This window comes from Streptomyces lacaronensis (assembly GCF_047337785.1).
In the GTDB taxonomy this organism is placed as follows: Bacteria; Actinomycetota; Actinomycetes; order Streptomycetales; family Streptomycetaceae; genus Streptomyces; species Streptomyces lycopersici.
The window spans coordinates 10,321,219-10,338,400 of the sequence record NZ_JBLHDK010000003.1 but is presented as its reverse complement, the minus strand read 5'-3'; the positions used below and the strand labels follow the sequence as shown (position 1 = coordinate 10,338,400).

15 protein-coding genes and 2 pseudogenes are annotated in these 17,182 nt (G+C 72.0%); 9 read left to right on the top strand and 8 right to left on the bottom strand.

The window, feature by feature from the left end; genetic code table 11:
* Positions 1-27: 27 nt before the first annotated feature.
* From ACMTAK_RS44795 to ACMTAK_RS44780, 4 genes and pseudogenes are all read right to left on the bottom strand, one after another.
* A pseudogene (locus tag ACMTAK_RS44795) lies at positions 28-480 on the bottom strand (tellurite resistance TerB family protein); the annotation flags it as partial.
* A gap of 13 nt (positions 481-493) precedes the next feature.
* The gene (locus tag ACMTAK_RS44790; protein WP_413811472.1) at positions 494-970 is read right to left on the bottom strand and encodes a hypothetical protein; all 477 of its coding nucleotides are present in this window, start codon (positions 968-970) and stop codon (positions 494-496) included.
* Positions 971-1,043: 73 nt separating this feature from the next.
* A pseudogene (locus tag ACMTAK_RS44785) lies at positions 1,044-1,238 on the bottom strand (3-hydroxyacyl-CoA dehydrogenase NAD-binding domain-containing protein); the annotation flags it as partial.
* Positions 1,239-1,295: 57 nt separating this feature from the next.
* The gene (locus ACMTAK_RS44780) at positions 1,296-2,360 is read right to left on the bottom strand and encodes a 3-dehydroquinate synthase family protein (protein ID WP_413811471.1); all 1,065 of its coding nucleotides are present in this window, start codon (positions 2,358-2,360) and stop codon (positions 1,296-1,298) included.
* Between the two features lie 623 nt (positions 2,361-2,983).
* On the opposite strand from ACMTAK_RS44780, the gene ACMTAK_RS44775 reads away from it, so the two are divergent.
* Positions 2,984-3,625 carry a TetR/AcrR family transcriptional regulator gene (locus tag ACMTAK_RS44775; protein ID WP_413811470.1) on the top strand — a complete coding sequence of 214 codons (642 nt, stop codon included), beginning with the start codon at positions 2,984-2,986 and terminating at the stop codon, positions 3,623-3,625.
* 11 nt (positions 3,626-3,636) lie between these two features.
* On the opposite strand, the gene ACMTAK_RS44770 is transcribed toward ACMTAK_RS44775, so the two are convergent.
* Positions 3,637-5,118, bottom strand: a complete 1,482-nt coding sequence (locus ACMTAK_RS44770; RefSeq protein WP_413811469.1) for an LVIVD repeat-containing protein — start codon at positions 5,116-5,118, stop codon at positions 3,637-3,639.
* A 191-nt stretch (positions 5,119-5,309) separates the two neighbouring features.
* Between ACMTAK_RS44770 and ACMTAK_RS44765 the strand changes: the two genes are divergently transcribed.
* The 3 genes from ACMTAK_RS44765 to ACMTAK_RS44755 all read left to right on the top strand — a co-directional run bounded on the left by ACMTAK_RS44765 (position 5,310) and on the right by ACMTAK_RS44755 (position 9,109).
* Positions 5,310-5,993 (top strand): DUF305 domain-containing protein, encoded by a 684-nt coding sequence (locus tag ACMTAK_RS44765; RefSeq protein ID WP_413811468.1) that lies wholly within the window; start codon positions 5,310-5,312, stop codon positions 5,991-5,993.
* Between the two features lie 182 nt (positions 5,994-6,175).
* Positions 6,176-7,519, top strand: coding sequence for an FAD-dependent oxidoreductase (locus ACMTAK_RS44760; RefSeq protein WP_413811467.1), 1,344 nt, complete (start codon positions 6,176-6,178; stop codon positions 7,517-7,519).
* Positions 7,520-7,720: 201 nt separating this feature from the next.
* The gene (locus tag ACMTAK_RS44755; RefSeq protein ID WP_413811466.1) at positions 7,721-9,109 is read left to right on the top strand and encodes a nucleobase:cation symporter-2 family protein; all 1,389 of its coding nucleotides are present in this window, start codon (positions 7,721-7,723) and stop codon (positions 9,107-9,109) included.
* Here ACMTAK_RS44755 and ACMTAK_RS44750 read toward each other — a convergent pair.
* Both ACMTAK_RS44750 and ACMTAK_RS44745 read right to left on the bottom strand, forming a co-directional pair.
* Positions 9,023-9,424 carry an ArsR/SmtB family transcription factor gene (locus ACMTAK_RS44750; protein WP_413811465.1) on the bottom strand — a complete coding sequence of 134 codons (402 nt, stop codon included), beginning with the start codon at positions 9,422-9,424 and terminating at the stop codon, positions 9,023-9,025. The two genes, ACMTAK_RS44755 and ACMTAK_RS44750, sit on opposite strands and share 87 nt — an antisense overlap.
* 113 nt (positions 9,425-9,537) lie before the next feature.
* Positions 9,538-10,617, bottom strand: coding sequence for an NADH:flavin oxidoreductase/NADH oxidase (locus ACMTAK_RS44745; RefSeq protein ID WP_413811464.1), 1,080 nt, complete (start codon positions 10,615-10,617; stop codon positions 9,538-9,540).
* A gap of 245 nt (positions 10,618-10,862) precedes the next feature.
* Here ACMTAK_RS44745 and ACMTAK_RS44740 point away from each other — a divergent pair, with 245 nt between their 5' ends.
* From ACMTAK_RS44740 to ACMTAK_RS44720, 5 genes are all read left to right on the top strand, one after another.
* Complete coding sequence (locus ACMTAK_RS44740; protein ID WP_413811463.1) at positions 10,863-11,951, top strand: WD40/YVTN/BNR-like repeat-containing protein; 1,089 nt, start codon at positions 10,863-10,865, stop codon at positions 11,949-11,951.
* 77 nt (positions 11,952-12,028) lie between these two features.
* Positions 12,029-12,706 (top strand): uracil-DNA glycosylase, encoded by a 678-nt coding sequence (locus ACMTAK_RS44735; RefSeq protein ID WP_262698901.1) that lies wholly within the window; start codon positions 12,029-12,031, stop codon positions 12,704-12,706.
* A 39-nt stretch (positions 12,707-12,745) separates the two neighbouring features.
* On the top strand, positions 12,746-13,567 hold the full coding sequence (locus tag ACMTAK_RS44730) for a phospholipid scramblase-related protein (protein WP_413811462.1): 822 nt from the start codon (positions 12,746-12,748) through the stop codon (positions 13,565-13,567).
* Positions 13,568-13,571: 4 nt separating this feature from the next.
* Positions 13,572-14,630 (top strand): N-acetylglucosamine kinase, encoded by a 1,059-nt coding sequence (locus ACMTAK_RS44725; protein WP_413811461.1) that lies wholly within the window; start codon positions 13,572-13,574, stop codon positions 14,628-14,630.
* Between the two features lie 419 nt (positions 14,631-15,049).
* On the top strand, positions 15,050-16,048 hold the full coding sequence (locus ACMTAK_RS44720; protein WP_413811460.1) for a sirohydrochlorin chelatase family protein: 999 nt from the start codon (positions 15,050-15,052) through the stop codon (positions 16,046-16,048).
* A gap of 85 nt (positions 16,049-16,133) precedes the next feature.
* Here the strand turns inward: ACMTAK_RS44720 and ACMTAK_RS44715 are convergent, their stop codons facing one another.
* Positions 16,134-17,168, bottom strand: coding sequence for a lactonase family protein (locus ACMTAK_RS44715; RefSeq protein ID WP_413811459.1), 1,035 nt, complete (start codon positions 17,166-17,168; stop codon positions 16,134-16,136).
* Between the last annotated feature and the right edge of the window lie 14 nt (positions 17,169-17,182).

Sequence of the window (17,182 nt, the reverse complement as noted above, 5' to 3'; positions counted from 1 at the left end):
AGGGCGGGGGACGCGGAGGGGGCGGTGGAGGTCGAACTCGGTCGGGGGGATGTCCAGGGCCGAGCACGCCTCACGGACGACGTCCCGTTCGCTCTCGTCGAAGTAGCCGTCGGCGCAGCCGATGACGATGCCGATCTGGATGACGGCCCGCGCCTCGGCCGGCCTCCGCTTCGCCTTGCCGATCTCCCGCATGGCGCTCGCCGTGCCAAGGGCGAAGTCCGTGGTGAGTTCGTCGAGGTGGTCCTCGAAGCGGCGGTGCAGATCATCCGGGGGGAAGTTCTGGAGCACGTCGTTGGTGGCGATGAGCTGGGCCACACGCTGCCGCTCGGACGGATCGATCGTGCCGTCCGCCGCCGCCACCAAGGCGCACATGGCCATGCTCGCGTCCCGGAACGCCCCGCTCTGCAACTCGTGCTTCTTCGCCGTGAGCTGAGCCTGCATCGTCTGGACCGAGTCCCTGAGGCGGTCCCACAGCGTCATCTGCATCTCCTTCTCAGTAATACCTCCATTGTGGGGAGAAAACAGAATCTACAGGCTTGTAGAGTCCCCTCGCGCGCCGGGCCACGACCTCCTCGGCGGCATCCGGCGCGACGCGCGGCCGCTCTGTGCGACGCGGGCCCGCTATGTGCGGCGCGGCCCGTCGACGAAGTCCTGCCCGCCGCGTGGTCCGGCGCCGACGACGCTTGACCGCGCTGGCCGCGGTGGGCGAAGTCCAGCCGGTCCGCGGTGGCGCGCACCGCTTCCGACTTGGGCCCCCGGGCCACCACATGGCCGTCGGAGGCTCGGCGGACGCCAGGAGCTGTACGGCGCGGGCCGCGCCCTCGGCCGCCTCGCGCGAGGCCACGTATTTCGCGTGCACCGCGTCCACCGCCATGCCGGGCGAGCGGGTGTCCCAGGAGGCGCTGGCGTGCTCGCGGGCCCGGGTGGCGTGCCGCTCCGCGGCATACAGCTCGGTGAGGCGCCGCGCCACCAACTGGTGATCGGCGAGTATGCGGCGGGTGCAGCACCCGGCTGGTGACGAACACAGGCCCGTCGCCGACGACGACCGGCTTGCGCTCCAGCGCCCGCGGCAGATCCGTCACGGCGGTCATCGCCCCGTCCCCGGTGCGGGGGCCGCGGATCACCTCCACCGTGGGGATCAGATAGGGCGGGTTCATGAAGTGGGTGCCGACCAGCCGTGCCGGATCGGTGATGAAACCGGCCACTTCCTCGATCGGGATGGAGGAGGTGTTGGAGATCAGCGGTATGGCGACTCCGGCGCGCTGGGGCGCATCGCGCCTCCGGCTCGCGCCACATCACCCCTCCGGCTCGCGGGGCATCTCCGCGAGGGTGGCGCTGACCGTCTCCTCGGAGATCCCGCGCACCAGTCCGGGCCCCTCGGGACCGTCCAGGACGAACGTCAGCCCATCGGTAGCCTTCTTGTCCAGCCGCATCAGCTCCACCAACTCGGAGACGGCGACATGCGGGGGCAGCCCGGTCGGCAGACCGTAGCGGGCGACCACCTCACGGTGCTCGGCGACCCGCTCCGGGCCGATGCGCCCCAGCGCGCCGGCGAGCCGCCCGGCGAACACCGTGCCGATGGCCACGCCCTCCCCGTGCCGCAGTGCGAACCCGGTGGCACGTTCCAGCGCATGCCCCAGGGTGTGGCCGTAGTTGAGGAGATGGCGCAGGCCTGTGTCGCGTTCGTCCGCGGCGACGACGCCCGCCTTGAGCGTCACACTGGCCGCGATCTGGTCGAGCAGCGGCAGCCGGTCGAGATCGGGCGCGCCGATGAAGTGGCAGCGGGCGATCTCACCGAGGCCGTTGCGCCACTCCCGTTCGGGCAGGGTGTCCAGGTGGTCGAGGTCGCAGAGCACGGCCGCGGGCTGCCAGTAGGCGCCAACGAGGTTCTTGCCCTCGGGCAGATTGACCGCGGTCTTCCCGCCGACGCTCGCGTCCACCTGGGCCAGCAGCGAGGTCGGCACATGGACGACCGGTGTGCCCCGGTGGTAGAGGGCGGCGGCCAGGCCCACCGTGTCGGTCGTGGTGCCGCCGCCGCAGGACACCACCACATCCGAGCGGGTCAGCCCGAATCCGACGAACCGGCGGCACAGGTCCGTCACGGCGGCCAGATCCTTGACCTCCTCCCCGTCGCGCGCCTGTACGACGAGCGAGGGCACACCCGGGTCGGGGGTCCGCTCGGGGGGCCGCGCGGTGACCACCACCGCCTTGCGCGCGCCCAGGGCGGCCACCACTTGCGGGAGCAGCCGCCGCACACCGTGTCCGATGTGGACGGTGTACGAGCGTTCGGCCAGCTCGACGGTGACCTGCCGGGAGGCAGACGCGGAACTGGCGGCCGGACCGGAAGTCGACGTGGTCAAGACTGCCTTCCCCTCGCTTGCGCGGCCCCTCCGAGAAGCGTCTCGCCGGGGCCGCGATCGGGTGTGGAGCGCTTGCTGATCCTCTAATCCTCTACCGCGATGGCGACGGCCGGGCAGAGGGTCACCGGCCTCCGGTCCGTGGTCATCGGTCACCGGTCACCGGTCACCGGGCGACGGGCACACGGGCGAAGCGCACTGGTGCACTCCGAGGCGGCGCGATCGTGATGTACCGGAGCAGTTCGTCCACCGCGTTGGGCATCAGCCCGGGGGCCGAGCACGGCGAGCGCCCCTGCCACCTGGAGCAGCGTCTGATGGCGTAGCAGGCACCTCTGCTTTCTGCGAAGCGGATGCCCCGGGCGGCTGAACGAGGCCGGACCCACCGCATACGATGCCGGAAGTCCCGACCCCTGGCCACATCGACGGTGACGGGGCGTCAACTGTGACCGCACCGGGCCCCGCAAGAGATTCCACAGGCGCCCCAACGGGGCGAACCCACCGGTTCGGGCGATCCCCCCGTGTCGCCCGAACCGGCGGAGACATGCGGCCGCCCTCATGGGAACGGCGGACAACCACACGTCCCCTGAGTATATTGGCTGACAGCCAGCCAACACAGGAGTTATAGCATGGTCCCCCGAAGCCCGTCGGTCAATGAGGAGTTGCGGCGCCGATCCCAGGCCCGTCTGCTGGAGGCGGCGGTCGAGCTGATCGGCGAGCACGGTTACGAGGCGACCACCCTCGCCGATATCGCCGACCGGGCCGGGGCGGCCCGCGGTCTGGTGTCGTACTACTTCCCGGGCAAGCGGCAGCTGTTGCAGACGGCCGTGCACCGGCTGATGCACATGGAGCTGGCGCGGGGGCTCGAGCGGGAGCCGCGGCCGGAGGGCGAGGAGGCCGGGCGGGAGCTGCTGGCGCGGGCCATCGACGCGATCCTGGGCCTGGCCCGGGACCGGCCCCGGCTGATGCGGACGCATATGGCGGGGATCCTCACGGCCGAGGGCTTCATCCAGTGCCCCGAGCAGCAGCGGCTGGCCGCCCTGCTGCGGGACACCGTCACGCGCTACGGCTCCGAGGACCCCGAGACCGACTACCGGCTGCTGCGCGCCCTGCTGATGGGCGCCGTGGTCGCGGTGCTGCTGCCGGGCGCGCCGATGGCGCCCGAGCGGCTGCGGGCGGAGCTGTTCCAGCGCTACGGACTGGACTGGGAGCTGGGGCTCCCGCCGGGCGATGAGCCGCCCGGCGGGAGCCGGATGAGCGCTCTGGGCTAGGGAGCCGGCGCTCAGCGGTAGTCGGGCTGCGTCTGCGCGTTGAGCTCGCGCAGCCGGACCGAATCGGCGCTGTCGGTGCGCCGGTCGTGGATCTTCAGGACGTCGAAGCCCTTCTGGATGTCATTGGAGTAGATGTAGCCGTTGTAGTAGTACGCGGACCAGGAGCCGCCGGTGACGAGCGTGTCGCTGGAGAGCGGCCCGCGCTCGAAGTAGCCGATCTCCTTCGGCCGGTCGGAGTCGGTGAAGTCCCATACGGACACGCCGCCCTGGTACCACGCCTGGACCATGATGTCGCGGCCCTTGGCCGGGATCAGCGAGCCGTTGTGGGCGACGCAGTTCTCGGTGTCGGCCTGGTGGCGCGGGATCTTGAAGTAGCTCCGGAAGACCAGCTTGCGCTTGTCGCCCTTGCCGACGATGTCGTAGATGCCGTCGGCACCGCGGTCCTGGCCCACCTCGGTGTTGCAGGTGGCGGCCCCACCGCCGCCCAGCTCATCGGTGAACACGACCTTGGTGCCGCGCTCGTTGAAGGTGGCCGAGTGCCAGAAGGCGAAGTTCACGTTGTCCTCGACCCGGTCGATGACCCGCGGCTTCGCGGGATCGGCGATGTCGAGCAGGACGCCGTCGCCCATGCACGCGCCCGCCGCCAGCTTCAGCTCGGGGAACGTGGTGAGGTCATGGCAGCCGGTGGTCTGGGAGGCGCCGGGGTTGGTGGGCGCACCGGGGTTTCCGCCGTCCGGGAAGAGCACGGGGAAGTCGATGACCGCGGCCTTCTCGGGCGCCTCGCGGGGCACCTTGATGACGGAGATGCCGTCGTGCGGAGGCTGGCAGTCCGGGAAGGTGGCGCTGGGCGAGTACGAGGAGACGTAGATGTACACGTCCTTGCGCTCGGGCACCAGGGTGTGGGTGTGCGAACCGCAGGAGGTCTCGACGGCGGCGACGTACTCCGGGTTCCGCTTGTCGCTGATGTCGAAGACCTTCATGCCCTCCCACGAGGACTTCTCGGTCGCGGGCTGGGTGGTGCTGTTGCAGGAGTTGTCGCTGCGCGAGGAGTCGGTGGAGAGGAAGAGCAGGTCTCCTGAGACCGACACATCGTTCTGCGAGCCCGGGCAGAGCACCTGGCTCACGATCTTCGGGCTCTTCGGCCGGCTGATGTCGTAGATGACGAAGCCGTCGTAGTTGCCCGCGAAGGCGTACTTGCCCTGGAAGGCCAGGTCGGAGTTGACGCCCTTGAGGTCCTGCTTGGGGATGTTGGTGAGGTGGCTGACATTGTCGCTGTGGACGATCTGGTCCACGCCGGGGATGTCGCCGTTCTCGATGGCAGCCTTGGCTTCCGACTGCTGGCTCCGCGTCACCCGCTCCTTGTGGGGAGCGTCACCGGGGTCGGGCGTCGCGGCCGCCGGGCCCGCGGCCAGCAAGGTGGCCACCAGTCCGAAGGCGGCCGCGGCCGCGCCGAGGTATCTGCGCCGCTGCGGAGGTCTTTCCCACGGCTTCACTGCGTCCTCCCTTTGTCGCCGTCTCCGTTCGGAGTTGAACGGTTGACGGACCGGAGGAAGTATCGCTCTATCCATGTACACCACAACAGGTGGCAACATATTCGTAAAGAGATTTTCCCAACGCGCCCGGATCGGGAGCCCGCTGACGTGCTAAGACGGTCTGCGGATCCCAAGCGCCCCAGGAGGCCACGGTGTTGAACCGCCGTACGACGCTCCACTCCGCATCCCTCGCGGCCGCCGCGGCGGCGGCCGCCCTGGCACTCGTCCTGACCGGCTGTGACGCGGAGAGCGGCGGTGGGGCCGACGCGGGGAAGGGCAAGGACGGAAAGCCCGCGGTGATCGCGCCGGGCAAGCCCGGCGAGGCGGCGAAGAAGCTGTCCGCCGAGGAGGCGGCGAAGGCGGGCGACGACGACTCCCCCAACACGGCCGACCGCTCCTACGTGCGCATGATGATCGAGCACCACCGGCAGGCCCTGGTGATGACCGGACTCGCCGCCGACCGCGCCAAGTCGGGACAGGTCAAGCGGCTCGCGGAGCGCATCGCGTCCGGGCAGAAGCCGGAGATCGAGGCGATGCGCGCCTGGCAGAAGACAGCCGGCGGCGGGCCGAAGGGCGGCGACGGGGACGGCCACGAGGGCCATGGCGCCAAGATGCCGGGGATGGCCACCGGGGCCCAGCTCGCGCGGCTGCGCGCCGCCGAGGGAGCCGACTTCGACGCGCTCTTCCTCAAGCTGATGATCACCCATCACCGGGGCGCGGTCTCCATGGCCACGGATGTGCTGGCCCAGGGCAACAACGTCCGGGTGGAGGAGATGGCGAACGACGTGATCGCGCAGCAGAGCAGCGAGATCCGGCGGATGCGGCAGATGTCGTAGCGGGCGACGCACGGAGCCCTGGCGGACCGCTGGACCGGTTCGGAGCCGGACTCGCGGCGCGGTCGCGGGCCCGTGGACCGGCGGCCGGGCGGTGTCACCCGCGCCGGTCCCTCGGCGCGTAGTGCCGGACAGGGCGCCCCGTCGGGTGGGATGCTGGAGACATCCTGCGGAAGGAGCTCCTCGTGCTTCGCGTCGCGGTCATCGGTTCCGGGCCGAGCGGGGTGTACGCCGCCCAAGCGCTCGTCCAGCAGCAGGCCGTCCCCGAGGTGTCGGTGCATGTGCTGGACCGGCTGCCCTGTCCGTACGGGCTGGTGCGCTACGGTGTCGCGCCCGACCACGAGAAGATCAAGTCGCTGCAGAACACGCTGCGCACGGTCCTGGAGCACCCCCGGGTCAGCTTCCTCGGCAATGTGCAGGTGGGCCCGCCCCCGCTGGTGCCCGAGCGGCTGCTGGGGCTCTACCACGCGGTGGTCTACTGCGTGGGCGCGGCCACCGACCGGCGGCTCGGCGTTCCGGGCGAGGAGCTGCCGGGCAGCTTCTCCGCGACCGAGTTCGTCTCCTGGTACAGCGCCCATCCGGACGCGACCGTCGACTCCTTCGCGCTCGGGGCGGGCTCCGCCGTCGTCATCGGGGTGGGCAATGTGGCGGTGGACGTGGCGCGCGTTCTGGCCCGTGGCGCGGAGGAGCTGAGGCCCACCGATGTGCCGCACGCCGCCCTCGGGGCGCTGTCCGAGAGCCGGGTCTCGGACATCCATATGGTCGGCAGGCGCGGGCCGTCGCAGGCGAAGTTCACCACCAAGGAGCTGCGCGAGCTGGGCGCGCTGACCGGCGCCGATGTGCTGGTGCGCCCGGAGGAGCTGGCGCTGGACCCGGCGTACGCGGACCCGTCGGGGCTGCCGGGGATCAACCGGCGCAATGTCGAGGTGCTGCGCGACTGGGCGCGGCGCGCGCCCACGGGCCGCCCGCGCCGGATCCATCTGCGGTTCTTCCTCAAGCCGGTGGCGCTGCTGGGCGAGGGGGCGGTGCGGGCGGTGCGCTTCGAGCGGACCGCGCCGGACGGGCGCGGCGGGGTGGCGGGCACCGGGGTGTTCGAGGACATCGAGGCCCCGCTGGTGCTGCGGTCGGTGGGATACCGGGGGGTGCCACTGCCGGGGCTGCCGTTCGACGAGGAGCGCGGCACGGTCCCCAACGCGGCGGGGCGGGTGCTGCGCGGCGGCGTGCCCTCGCCCGGGGAGTACGTGGCGGGCTGGATCAAGCGCGGGCCGACCGGCGTGATCGGCACCAACCGCCCGTGCGCCAAGGAGACCGTGGCCTCGCTGCTGGCCGACGCGGACGCGCTCGCCGCCCGCCCGGTGGTGGCGGATCCGCTGCGGGCGCTGCGCGAGGCCGGGACGGAGCCGGTGGAGTGGACCGGCTGGCTGCGGATCGAGGCGGCCGAGGCGGCGCTCGGCGAGGCGCTGGGGCGTACGAAGGTGAAGATCCCGGACTGGACGGGGCTGCTGGGCGCGGCGCGCGGGCAGGAGTGAACCGGGCCGGGTGAACCGCTGCCGGGGCCCGGCGGCGGCCCCGGGCTCCATGCGGTCGGACCGGCGGCTCGCGGGTCTCCAGGCGGCCCAAAGGGTTGACACAGGGCGGCAACACCCCTGAAATCAACAGATTGTTTAAACCTTCTACGGTCGCCTCACCCTGATTCCGCCGCCCACCCCTGCGCCGCGCGAGGAGCCGCCATGACGTCCGTACGCCATCCCGTGGACGAGGTGCCGCCACCCGGCCGGCTCGCCGCCTTCGGACTCCAGCATGTGCTGGCCATGTACGCGGGTGCGGTGGCCGTGCCGCTGATCGTCGGCGGGGCGATGAAGCTGTCCGCCGCCGACCTGGCGTATCTCATCAACGCCGACCTGCTGCTGTGCGGTATCGCCACGGTCCTCCAGTGCGTGGGGCTGTGGCGGTTCGGCGTCCGGCTGCCGATCATGCAGGGCTGCACCTTCGCGGCGGTCACCCCCATGGTGCTGATCGGCACGGAGGGCGGCGGGCTGCGCGCGATCTACGGCTCGGTGATCGTGGCCGGGGTGGCGATGATCGTACTGGCGCCGGTCTTCGGGCGGCTGCTGCGGTTCTTCCCGCCGCTGGTGACCGGCACGGTGATACTGGTCATCGGCCTTTCGCTGCTGCCGGTCGCGGGCAACTGGGCGGCGGGCGGCCAGGGCGCGCCGGACTTCGGCACGCCGAAGAACCTGGGCCTGGCCGCCGGGGTGCTGGTCCTCGTCCTGGCCGTGCAGCGCTTCGCGCCGGGATTCCTCGGCCGGGTGGCGGTGCTGGTGGGGATCGTGGCGGGAACGGCGGCCGCGATACCCCTGGGCTTCACCGACTTCTCCGGGGTGGGCGACGCCGACTGGGTCGGCGTCTCCACCCCGTTCCACTTCGGCACCCCGACGTTCGAGACCCCGGCCGTGGTGTCCATGCTGGTCGTGGCGCTGGTCACGATGACGGAGACCACGGGTGACTTCATCGCGGTGGGCGAGCTGACCGAGCGTCCGGTCGACGGGCGGCGGCTGGCGGACGGACTGCGCGCGGACGGCGCCGCGACCGTGCTCGGCGGGGTCTTCAACACCTTCCCGTACACCGCCTTCGCGCAGAACGTCGGCCTGGTGGGGATGACCCGGGTGCGCAGCCGCTGGGTGGTCGCGGCCGCGGGCGGGCTGCTGGTGCTGCTCGGGCTGGGCCCGAAGCTGGGCGCGGTGGTGGCGGCGATCCCGGCGCCGGTGCTGGGCGGGGCGGGTCTGGTGATGTTCGGTACGGTCGCGGCGAGCGGGCTGCGCACGCTGGCCGGGGTGGACTTCCGGGACAACCACAACCTGACGGTGGTGGCGGTGTCGGTCGCCGTGGGGCTGCTGCCGGTCGGCGTGCCGGGGATCTACAAGGAGTTCCCGGACTGGTTCCAGACGGTGATGGACAGCGGGATCAGCGCCGGGTGCGTCACCGCGATCGCGCTGAATCTGCTCTTCAACCACCTGCCGGGCGGGCGGACTTCAGCCCCGGTCGCCGCCGAGGCGCCCCTCCTGGAGGGCCGCGGCGGCGAGGACGCTGTCGAGCAGTCCGGGGAACAGCGCGTCTAGGTCGTCGCGGCGCAGCGCGCTCATCTTGGCGGTGCCCCGGTAGATCTGGTGGATCACACCGCATTCGCGCAGCACCCGGAAGTGGTGGGTGGTGGTGGACTTGCTGACCGGCAGGTCGAAGACCGAACAGGACAGCTCACAGTTCTCCTCTTCGAGCGTCCGCACCACCCGCATCCGCATGGGGTCGGAGAGCGCGTGCAGCACATCCTCGAGGCGGATCGCCTCGCGCCGTGGATGCTCCAGCGAGCGCCCGGGCGCCTGGGGCTGGGACGACGCCCGGGACCGGGGCGCGGTCGGCGTGGTCTGCGTCTGCACGGCTGCTCCTCATCGCCTCGTTCCGAGACCTCCAGTGTAGTTTGACGATCGCCGTACTACTTCAGCTCCGAACTACTCGGGGCCCCGGACGGGACGACGGCGACGTTCGCGGTCTACCGGACCGCGCGGTGGTACTGGTCCGGGTTGTGCACCTGACCGCCCAGTTCGGCCGCCGCACGGCGGGCGAAGTAGGGGTCACGGAGCAGTTCGCGGCCCAGCAGGACGGCGTCCGCCTCACCGTTGGTGACGATCTTCTCGGCCTGCTCCGCCTCGGTGATCAGCCCGACCGCGGCCACCGGCAGCCCGGTCTCCCAGCGCACCCGCGCGGCGAACGGCACCTGATAGCCCGGTTCCACCGGAATGCGCACACCGGCGGCGTTGCCGCCGCTGGAGACGTCGAGGAGGTCCACGCCGTGGTCCTTCAGCAGGGCGGCGAGCCGGACGGTGTCCTCCGGGGTCCAGCCGTTCTCCTTCAGCCAGTCGGTGGCCGAGACGCGGAAGAACAGCGGCAGTTCCTCCGGCCAGACCGCGCGGACCGCGTCGACGACCTCCAGAGCGAAGCGGACGCGGTTCTCGAAGGAGCCGCCGTAGCCGTCGGTGCGGTGGTTGCTGTGCGGGGAGAGGAACTCGCCGATGAGGTAGCCGTGGGCGCCGTGGATCTCGGCCACCTCGAAACCGGCCGCGAGCGCGCGCCGCGCGGCGTCCGCGAACTGGCGGGTGATCTCGCCGATCCGCTCCTCGGACAGCTCGTCCGGCACCGGATGGCCCTCGTCGAACGGGACCGGGCTCGGCGCCAGCGGCTGCCAGCCCCACTGGTCGGCGCCGAGCGGTGCGCCGCCCCGCCAGGGAGCGTCGGTGGACGCCTTACGGCCGGCATGGGCGAGCTGGATGCCCGGGACGGTGCCCTGCCCCTTGAGGAAGCGGACGATCTTGACGAACGCCTCGACCTGGGTGTCGTTCCAGATGCCGAGGTCTCCGGGGCTGATGCGGCCCTCGGGGGACACGGCCGTCGCCTCGACCAGGATCAGTCCGGTGCCGCCGGTGGCGCGGGCGCCGTAGTGGACGAAGTGCCAGTCGTGCGGGACCCCGGCGCCCTTGTCCGGGTCCGCGCTGTACTGGCACATGGGCGACATCCAGAGGCGGTTGGGGATGGTCAGCGACCGCAGGGTGAAGGGGTCGAAGAGGGCACTCATGAACGTCTCCGTTTTCTCCTCGTGGGGTCCGGCCGGACCGCCGCCTAGTACGGTAAACATCGTAGTACGACGATCGTCAAATTACGAAGCCTCTCGTATGACGCGCATGACCTTCTGTGGCGCGGGTGGCCTCGGGTGACGCGGCTGCTTCCGGGCCGTTGTCAGTGGGTGGGTGCAGACTCTGTGATGACGGACACATCCATCCGTTCCGCCGTCCCGTCCCGCACTCCAAGGAGTGAGCCGTCATGAACGATGTCCTGCTCGCCGTCGGCACCCGCAAGGGTCTCTTCCTCGGCCGCCCCGGCGGCAGCGGGGGCTGGGATTTCACCGGCCCCCACTTCCCCATGCAGGCGGTGTACTCCGTCGGCATCGACACCCGGGGCGACCGCCCCCGGCTGCTGGCCGGTGCGGACAGCTCGCACTGGGGCCCCTCGGTCTTCCGCTCCGACGACCTCGGGGCGAGCTGGCACGAGCCCGCCAGGCCCGCCGTGAAGTTCCCCGAGGGCACCGGCACCTCGCTGGAGCGGGTGTGGCAGCTGGAGCCGGCCGGGCCCGACGAACCGGAGGTGGTCTACGCGGGCACCCAGCCGGGCGCGCTGTTCCGCTCCGAGGACGGCGGGGAGACCTTCGCGTTCGTCCGCAGCCTGTGGGACCACCCGCAGCGGCCGGAGTGGGGCGAGGGCTTCGGCGGACAGGCCGTGCACACGGTCATCACCGATCCGAGGGACCCGCGGGCGCTCATGGTCGCCGTGTCCTCCGGCGGGGTGTACCGCTCGGCGGACGGCGGGGAGAGCTGGGCACCGTCCAACAGCGGACTCAAGGCGGAATTCCTGCCGGATCAGTATCCCGAGTTCGGGCAGTGCGTCCACAAGATCGCCCGGGATCCGGTCGACCCCGACCGGCTCTATCTGCAGAACCACGGCGGGGTGTACCGCAGCGACGACGGCGGGGCACACTGGGCCGAGATCAGCGAGGGCCTCCCGGCGGACTTCGGCTTCGCCGTCGCCGTCCATCCGCGCCGGAGCGGCGTCGCGTACGTCTTCCCGGCCGCCGACGGCTCGGACCGCTACCCCCCGGGCTACCGCTGCCGGGTCTTCCGCACCGAGGACGCGGGCGCCAGCTGGGAGGAGCGGTGCGCCGGGCTGCCGGGCGAGCCGCACTACGGGGTGGTGCTGAGAGACGCCCTGCGCACCGATGACGCCGATCCGGCCGGGGTCTACTTCGGCAATCGCAACGGCGAGGTGTACGCGAGCGCCGACGAGGGCGAGAGCTGGCGGCAGATCGCCCACCACCTCCCCGATGTGCTGTGTGTCCGCGCCGCGGTGGTCGGCTGAGGGCGATCGCCGTGATCGGCTGAGAGTGATCGTGAGGTGGCACGCGGCCATCCGCTGAGCCACTAGAGTGACGCGGTGTGGCAGCACGACCCTTGAATGAGATTGTGGAAGCGGGCTGGGCCAAGGCACTTGAGCCCGTCGAGGAACGCATCGCGGCGATGGGCGACTTCCTGCGGTCCGAGATCGCGGCAGGCCGCACCTATCTGCCCGCCGGGCCGAATGTGCTGCGCGCCTTCCAGCAGCCCTTCGACGAGGTGAAGGTGCTGATCGTGGGTCAGGACCCGTATCCCACGCCCGGACACGCGGTGGGGCTCAGCTTCTCGGTGGCGCCCGAGGTGCGGCCGCTGCCCGGCAGCCTGGAGAACATCTACCGCGAGCTGCACACCGACCTCGGGCTGCCGCGTCCGTCCAACGGCGATCTGACGCCCTGGACCCAGCAGGGCGTGCTGCTGCTCAACAAGGCGCTCACCACGGCCCCGCGCCGCCCCGCCGCCCACCGCGGCAAGGGCTGGGAGGAGGTCACCGAGCAGGCCATCCGGGCGCTGGCCGGGCGCGGCCGCCCCCTGGTGGCCATCCTGTGGGGCCGCGACGCCCGTAACGTACGGCCGCTGCTTGGCAGCCTTCCGGCGGTCGAGTCCGCGCACCCCTCCCCCATGTCCGCCGACCGCGGGTTCTTCGGCTCCCGCCCCTTCAGCCGCGCCAATGAGCTGCTGGCGCAGCAGGGCGCGCAGCCCGTGGACTGGCGCCTTCCCTGACCTCATCGTTCCAGGTGGGCGAGGGGTAGTCTGCCCGCCATGACATCACCTACGAACACCCCTCCGGGCTGGTACGCCGACCCCCAGGGCACGCCGAACCAGCTGCGCTGGTGGGACGGTGCCCAGTGGACCGCCCATACGCACGCGGGCCAGCCCGGACAGCCCCCGCCACAGCAGGCCGCCCCGCCCAACCACAACCCCGGCAAGGTCCAGCACCAGGTGCAGCAGCAGGCGCATGTGGGACCCTCGGCGGGCGGCGGCGGCACGCTGTTCACCGAACCGGTGCTGGTGGTGAACCAGAAGGCCAAGCTGATCGAGCTCACCAATGAGTACAGCGTCTTCGACCAGCACGGGCGCACCATCGGTTCGGTGGTCCAGGTCGGCCAGAGCACGCTGAAGAAGGTCGCGCGGTTCGTCTCGAGCCTCGACCAGTTCATGACGCACCGGCTGGAGATCCGCGACGCCAACGGGCAGCCGCATCTGGTGCTCACCCGGCCCGCGAAGTTCGTGAAGTCCAAGGTGCTGGTGACCCGTCCGGACGGACAGCCGGTCGGTGAGATCGTCCAGCAGAACGTCTTCGGCAAGATCAACTTCGGCATTCACGTCAACGGCCAGCAGGTCGGCGCCATCAAGGCGGAGAACTGGCGGGCCTGGAACTTCGCCATCGTCGACCACACGGACAGCGAGGTCGCCCGGATCACCAAGACCTGGGAGGGCCTGGCGAAGACGATGTTCACGACGGCGGACAACTACGTCCTCCAGATCCACCGCCAGCTGCCCGATCCGCTGCTGAGCCTAGTGATCGCCACGGCCCTCACCGTGGACACGGCGCTCAAGCAGGACTCGCGCGGATTCGGCTGAGCCGGTGGCCGACACGGTGCCCGACGCCGCGGCGACGCATGTGCTCGGGATCGATTCGGGCGGCTCGGGCGTACGGGTGGGGGTGGCCCGCGCGGACGCCTACGGCGGCTCCGCCGCGGAGAACCCACCGACCGGGTCCCCGCCGCCCATGTCATCAACCCCGCTGAGGTGGTCCTCGCCGCCGCTGACGTGGTCCTCGCCCACGCCCGTCGTCGTCGGCGACCGGGGCATCGATGCGGAGGACCTGCTGGCTCGGGTCCTGCCCGCCGCCCGGGAACTGCTGCGCGACGCCGGGGCCCGGCGCCTCGGCGCGGTCTGCGTCGGCGCGGCGGGCATGGCCACACTCGGCGACGACCTGCGCGCCAGACTCCCGGACGCCCTCGCCGGCACCCTGGGCGTACGGCGACTCGCCCTGGCGGCCGACGCGGTGACCGCGTACGCCGGGGCGCTGGGCCAGCGCCCCGGTGCGGTGGTCGCGGCGGGGACCGGGCTGATCGCGCTGGGGGCGGGGGCCGCCACCGGCTGGCGGCGGGCCGACGGATGGGGCCATCTGCTGGGCGACTGTGGCGGCGGGGCGTGGATCGGCCGGGCGGGCCTGGAGGCGGCGATGCGCGCGTACGACGGGCGCGACGGCGGTTCCAAGCCGCTGCTGACCCGTCTGGAAGCCGTGTTCGGCCCCGCGACCGGACTGCCGGGGAAGCTGTATCCGCGCCCCGACCGCCCCGCCGTCCTGGCCTCCTTCGCCCCCGAGGTGGCCCGGTGCGCCGCCGAGGACCCGGTCGCGGAGGCGATCCTGCGGACCGCCGCCCGCCATGTCGCCGAGGCCGCCGAGGCGGTCTGCCCCCGGCTGGAGCCGAGCGAGGTGGCGCTCACCGGCGGGCTGTTCCGCATGGGCGCGCCGCTGCTGACGCCCGTGCGCGAGGAACTGACGGCGCGGCTGCCCGGGGTCCGGGTCACCGAGGCGGCCGGGGATCCGCTGGACGGGGCGCTGTGCGTCGCGGCGGCGCTGGCGGCGGACGAGCTGCGGCTGCCGCGGGACCCGGCGCTGCTCAGCGTCGTCTAGGGCCTGTCTGGAGTTGTGATCTGGATAAGGGAGCGGGGCGTGGTGCGTGCGATCGCAAGGCGCCGGAAGGCCCTCGTAGCGGAGCTACTAGGGCATTTCGGCAACGCCGCGAGCGTGCGTGCCACGCCCCGCGAGCCCAGATCACAACTCCAGACAGGCCCTAAGCCCACGCCCGGTACGGAAAACGACGCGGGCACGGAGCGGGACGCCCGGCACGGGCGTCCCTTACGGGTGCCCAATACCCGGCGACCCATATCGAACACCATGGCCGACTATTCCGGACACATGACTGATTCTTCGACCAAGTATGGCCGCTGAGCGCACATCAACACACAACACCAGTCGACAGAGTGGGACATATGCCCCCAGTCACCCCCTCCCGAACAGCCGAGCCCATTGAGCGACTAACATGCGGCGCCATGAGCTCCCCCACAGGGCCCGCGTCCGGCCTGCCTGTACGAATGCCGCGTCCCCGCCAGCCCGGACGGCACCGCCGACCGGAGCCCGCCGCCGTACCTCTCGGCGCGCCTCCGCTGGTGCTGGCCGTCCCCGGTGCGCCGAATGACGGTGCCCGGCGCCTGGCCGAGGAGCTCCTGAGCATCGCCCGCTCCGAGATGCCGGGGCTCGACGCCCAGGTCGGTTTCCTGGACGGCGACGGCGAGGAGTTCCCGCAGCTCGAGGCCGTGCTCACGCGCGCCGCCCAGGAGAACCCCGAGCGTCTGCGGCAGGCGGCCGAGGCCGCCAAGGCGCTCGCCGACGAGGCGGCGGAGGCGATCGCCGCGGCCGAGGCCGCGGGCGAGGTCGTCGACGAGGTCCCGCCCGTCCCCACGGTCCCCACGGACGGCCCGGCGGCCGTCGTGGTCCCGCTGCTCGCGGGCCCGGACAGCGGCCAGCTGCGCCGGATACGCCAGGCCGTCATGAGCAGCGGCTCGGCGGCCGAACTCACCGACGTCCTCGGCCCGCATCCGCTGCTCGCCGAGGCGCTGCACGTACGCCTGTCGGAGGCGGGCCTGGCCCGCGCCGACCGCGCCCGGCTCTTCACGGTCGCGACCGCGGCGGACGGCATCATCCTCGCCACGGTGGGCGGCGAGGAGGCGGCCCAGGCCGGCGGCATCACCGGCATGCTGCTCTCCGCGCGCCTCGCGGTGCCGGTGATGGCCGCCGCGCTGGACGAGGACGGGGCCGTCCTCCGCGTCGCCGAGCAGCTGCGCTCGGCGGGCTCCGCGCGGCTCGCCCTCGCGCCGTACCTCATCGGCCCGGAGGTCTCCATCGAGCTGATCTCGGCGGCGGCCGAGGAGGCGGGCTGCTCGGCGGCCGAGGCGCTGGGCGACTACCCGGCCGTGGGCAAGCTGGCGCTGTCGAAGTACGCGGCGGCGCTGGGCATCAGGCTCCAGCAGGCGTCCCCGGCGATGCGCTGACGCGGCGGGCGACGGAACAACGGACGACGAAGTGGGGCGGTGACCACCAAGGTCACCGCCCTCACTCACCTGAACCCGGCGAATGTCACCCGAAGACCACACAGGACGCCGCCGGGGCCGGAACCGAACCCCCACGCCGCGGCACCCCGCTCGACGGATCGATGTCGAACCAGGTGACATCGCCCGAGCGTTCATTGGACACATAGAGCCGTCGTCCCGACGGGCCGAGCGTCAGATCGCGCGGCCAGTGGCCGCCGCAGGGCGTGGTGGTGACCAGCTCCATGCGGTCGCCCGACGCGTCGAGGGCGAGCGTCGCGATGCTGTCGTGACCGCGGTTCGCGGCCCATACGAAGCGGCCGTCGCCGGAGACCACGACCTCGGCGGGGTAGGTCTCGACGTCCGTGCCCTCGGGCACCAGACGGGTCTCACCGAGCGGTTCCAGAACGCCGGACGCCGTGTCCCAACGGCAGGCGGTGATCGTCGGGTCGAGCTCGTTGACGACGTACACGCGATCGCCCCGCGGATGGAACGCCAGATGGCGCGGGCCGCTCCCCGCGCGCAGCCGGACCTCACGATGCGGACGCGGTCCGGGCAGCGCGTACACCCGCACCGCGTCGATCCCCAGGTCCACGGCGAGCAGCCAGCCGCCCGACGGATCGGCCACCACGGCATGAGCATGCGGCCCCCGCTGCCGCTCCGGATGCGGCCCACTGCCCTCGTGCCGCAGCACCGCCACCGACTCCCCGAGCCGACCGTCCTCCAGCACCGGCAGCGCGGTGACACTGCCGGACCCGTAGTTGGCCGTCAGCAGCTGCCCCCCGGCAAGCGCCAGATGCGTAGGCGCCGCACCGAGCACCGGCACAGCCTCCCCGGCCAACGAGGGCGGATCCTGCCCGACGTCCAGAGCGGCGGCCGCCCCGTCATCGGTCTCACTCACCGCGTACAGCACCCGCCCACCGGGCGCGACCGCCAGATAGGACGGGTTGACGACCACATCCGTAGAGTTCCGGATCCGCAGCGCCCCCGTCTCGTCATCGACATCAGCGACAGTGACCCCGGCACCACCCGCCGAGGTGAACGACCCGATATACGCCCGCCACCCACTCCCTGTCACACCCACCGCACTACCCTTCC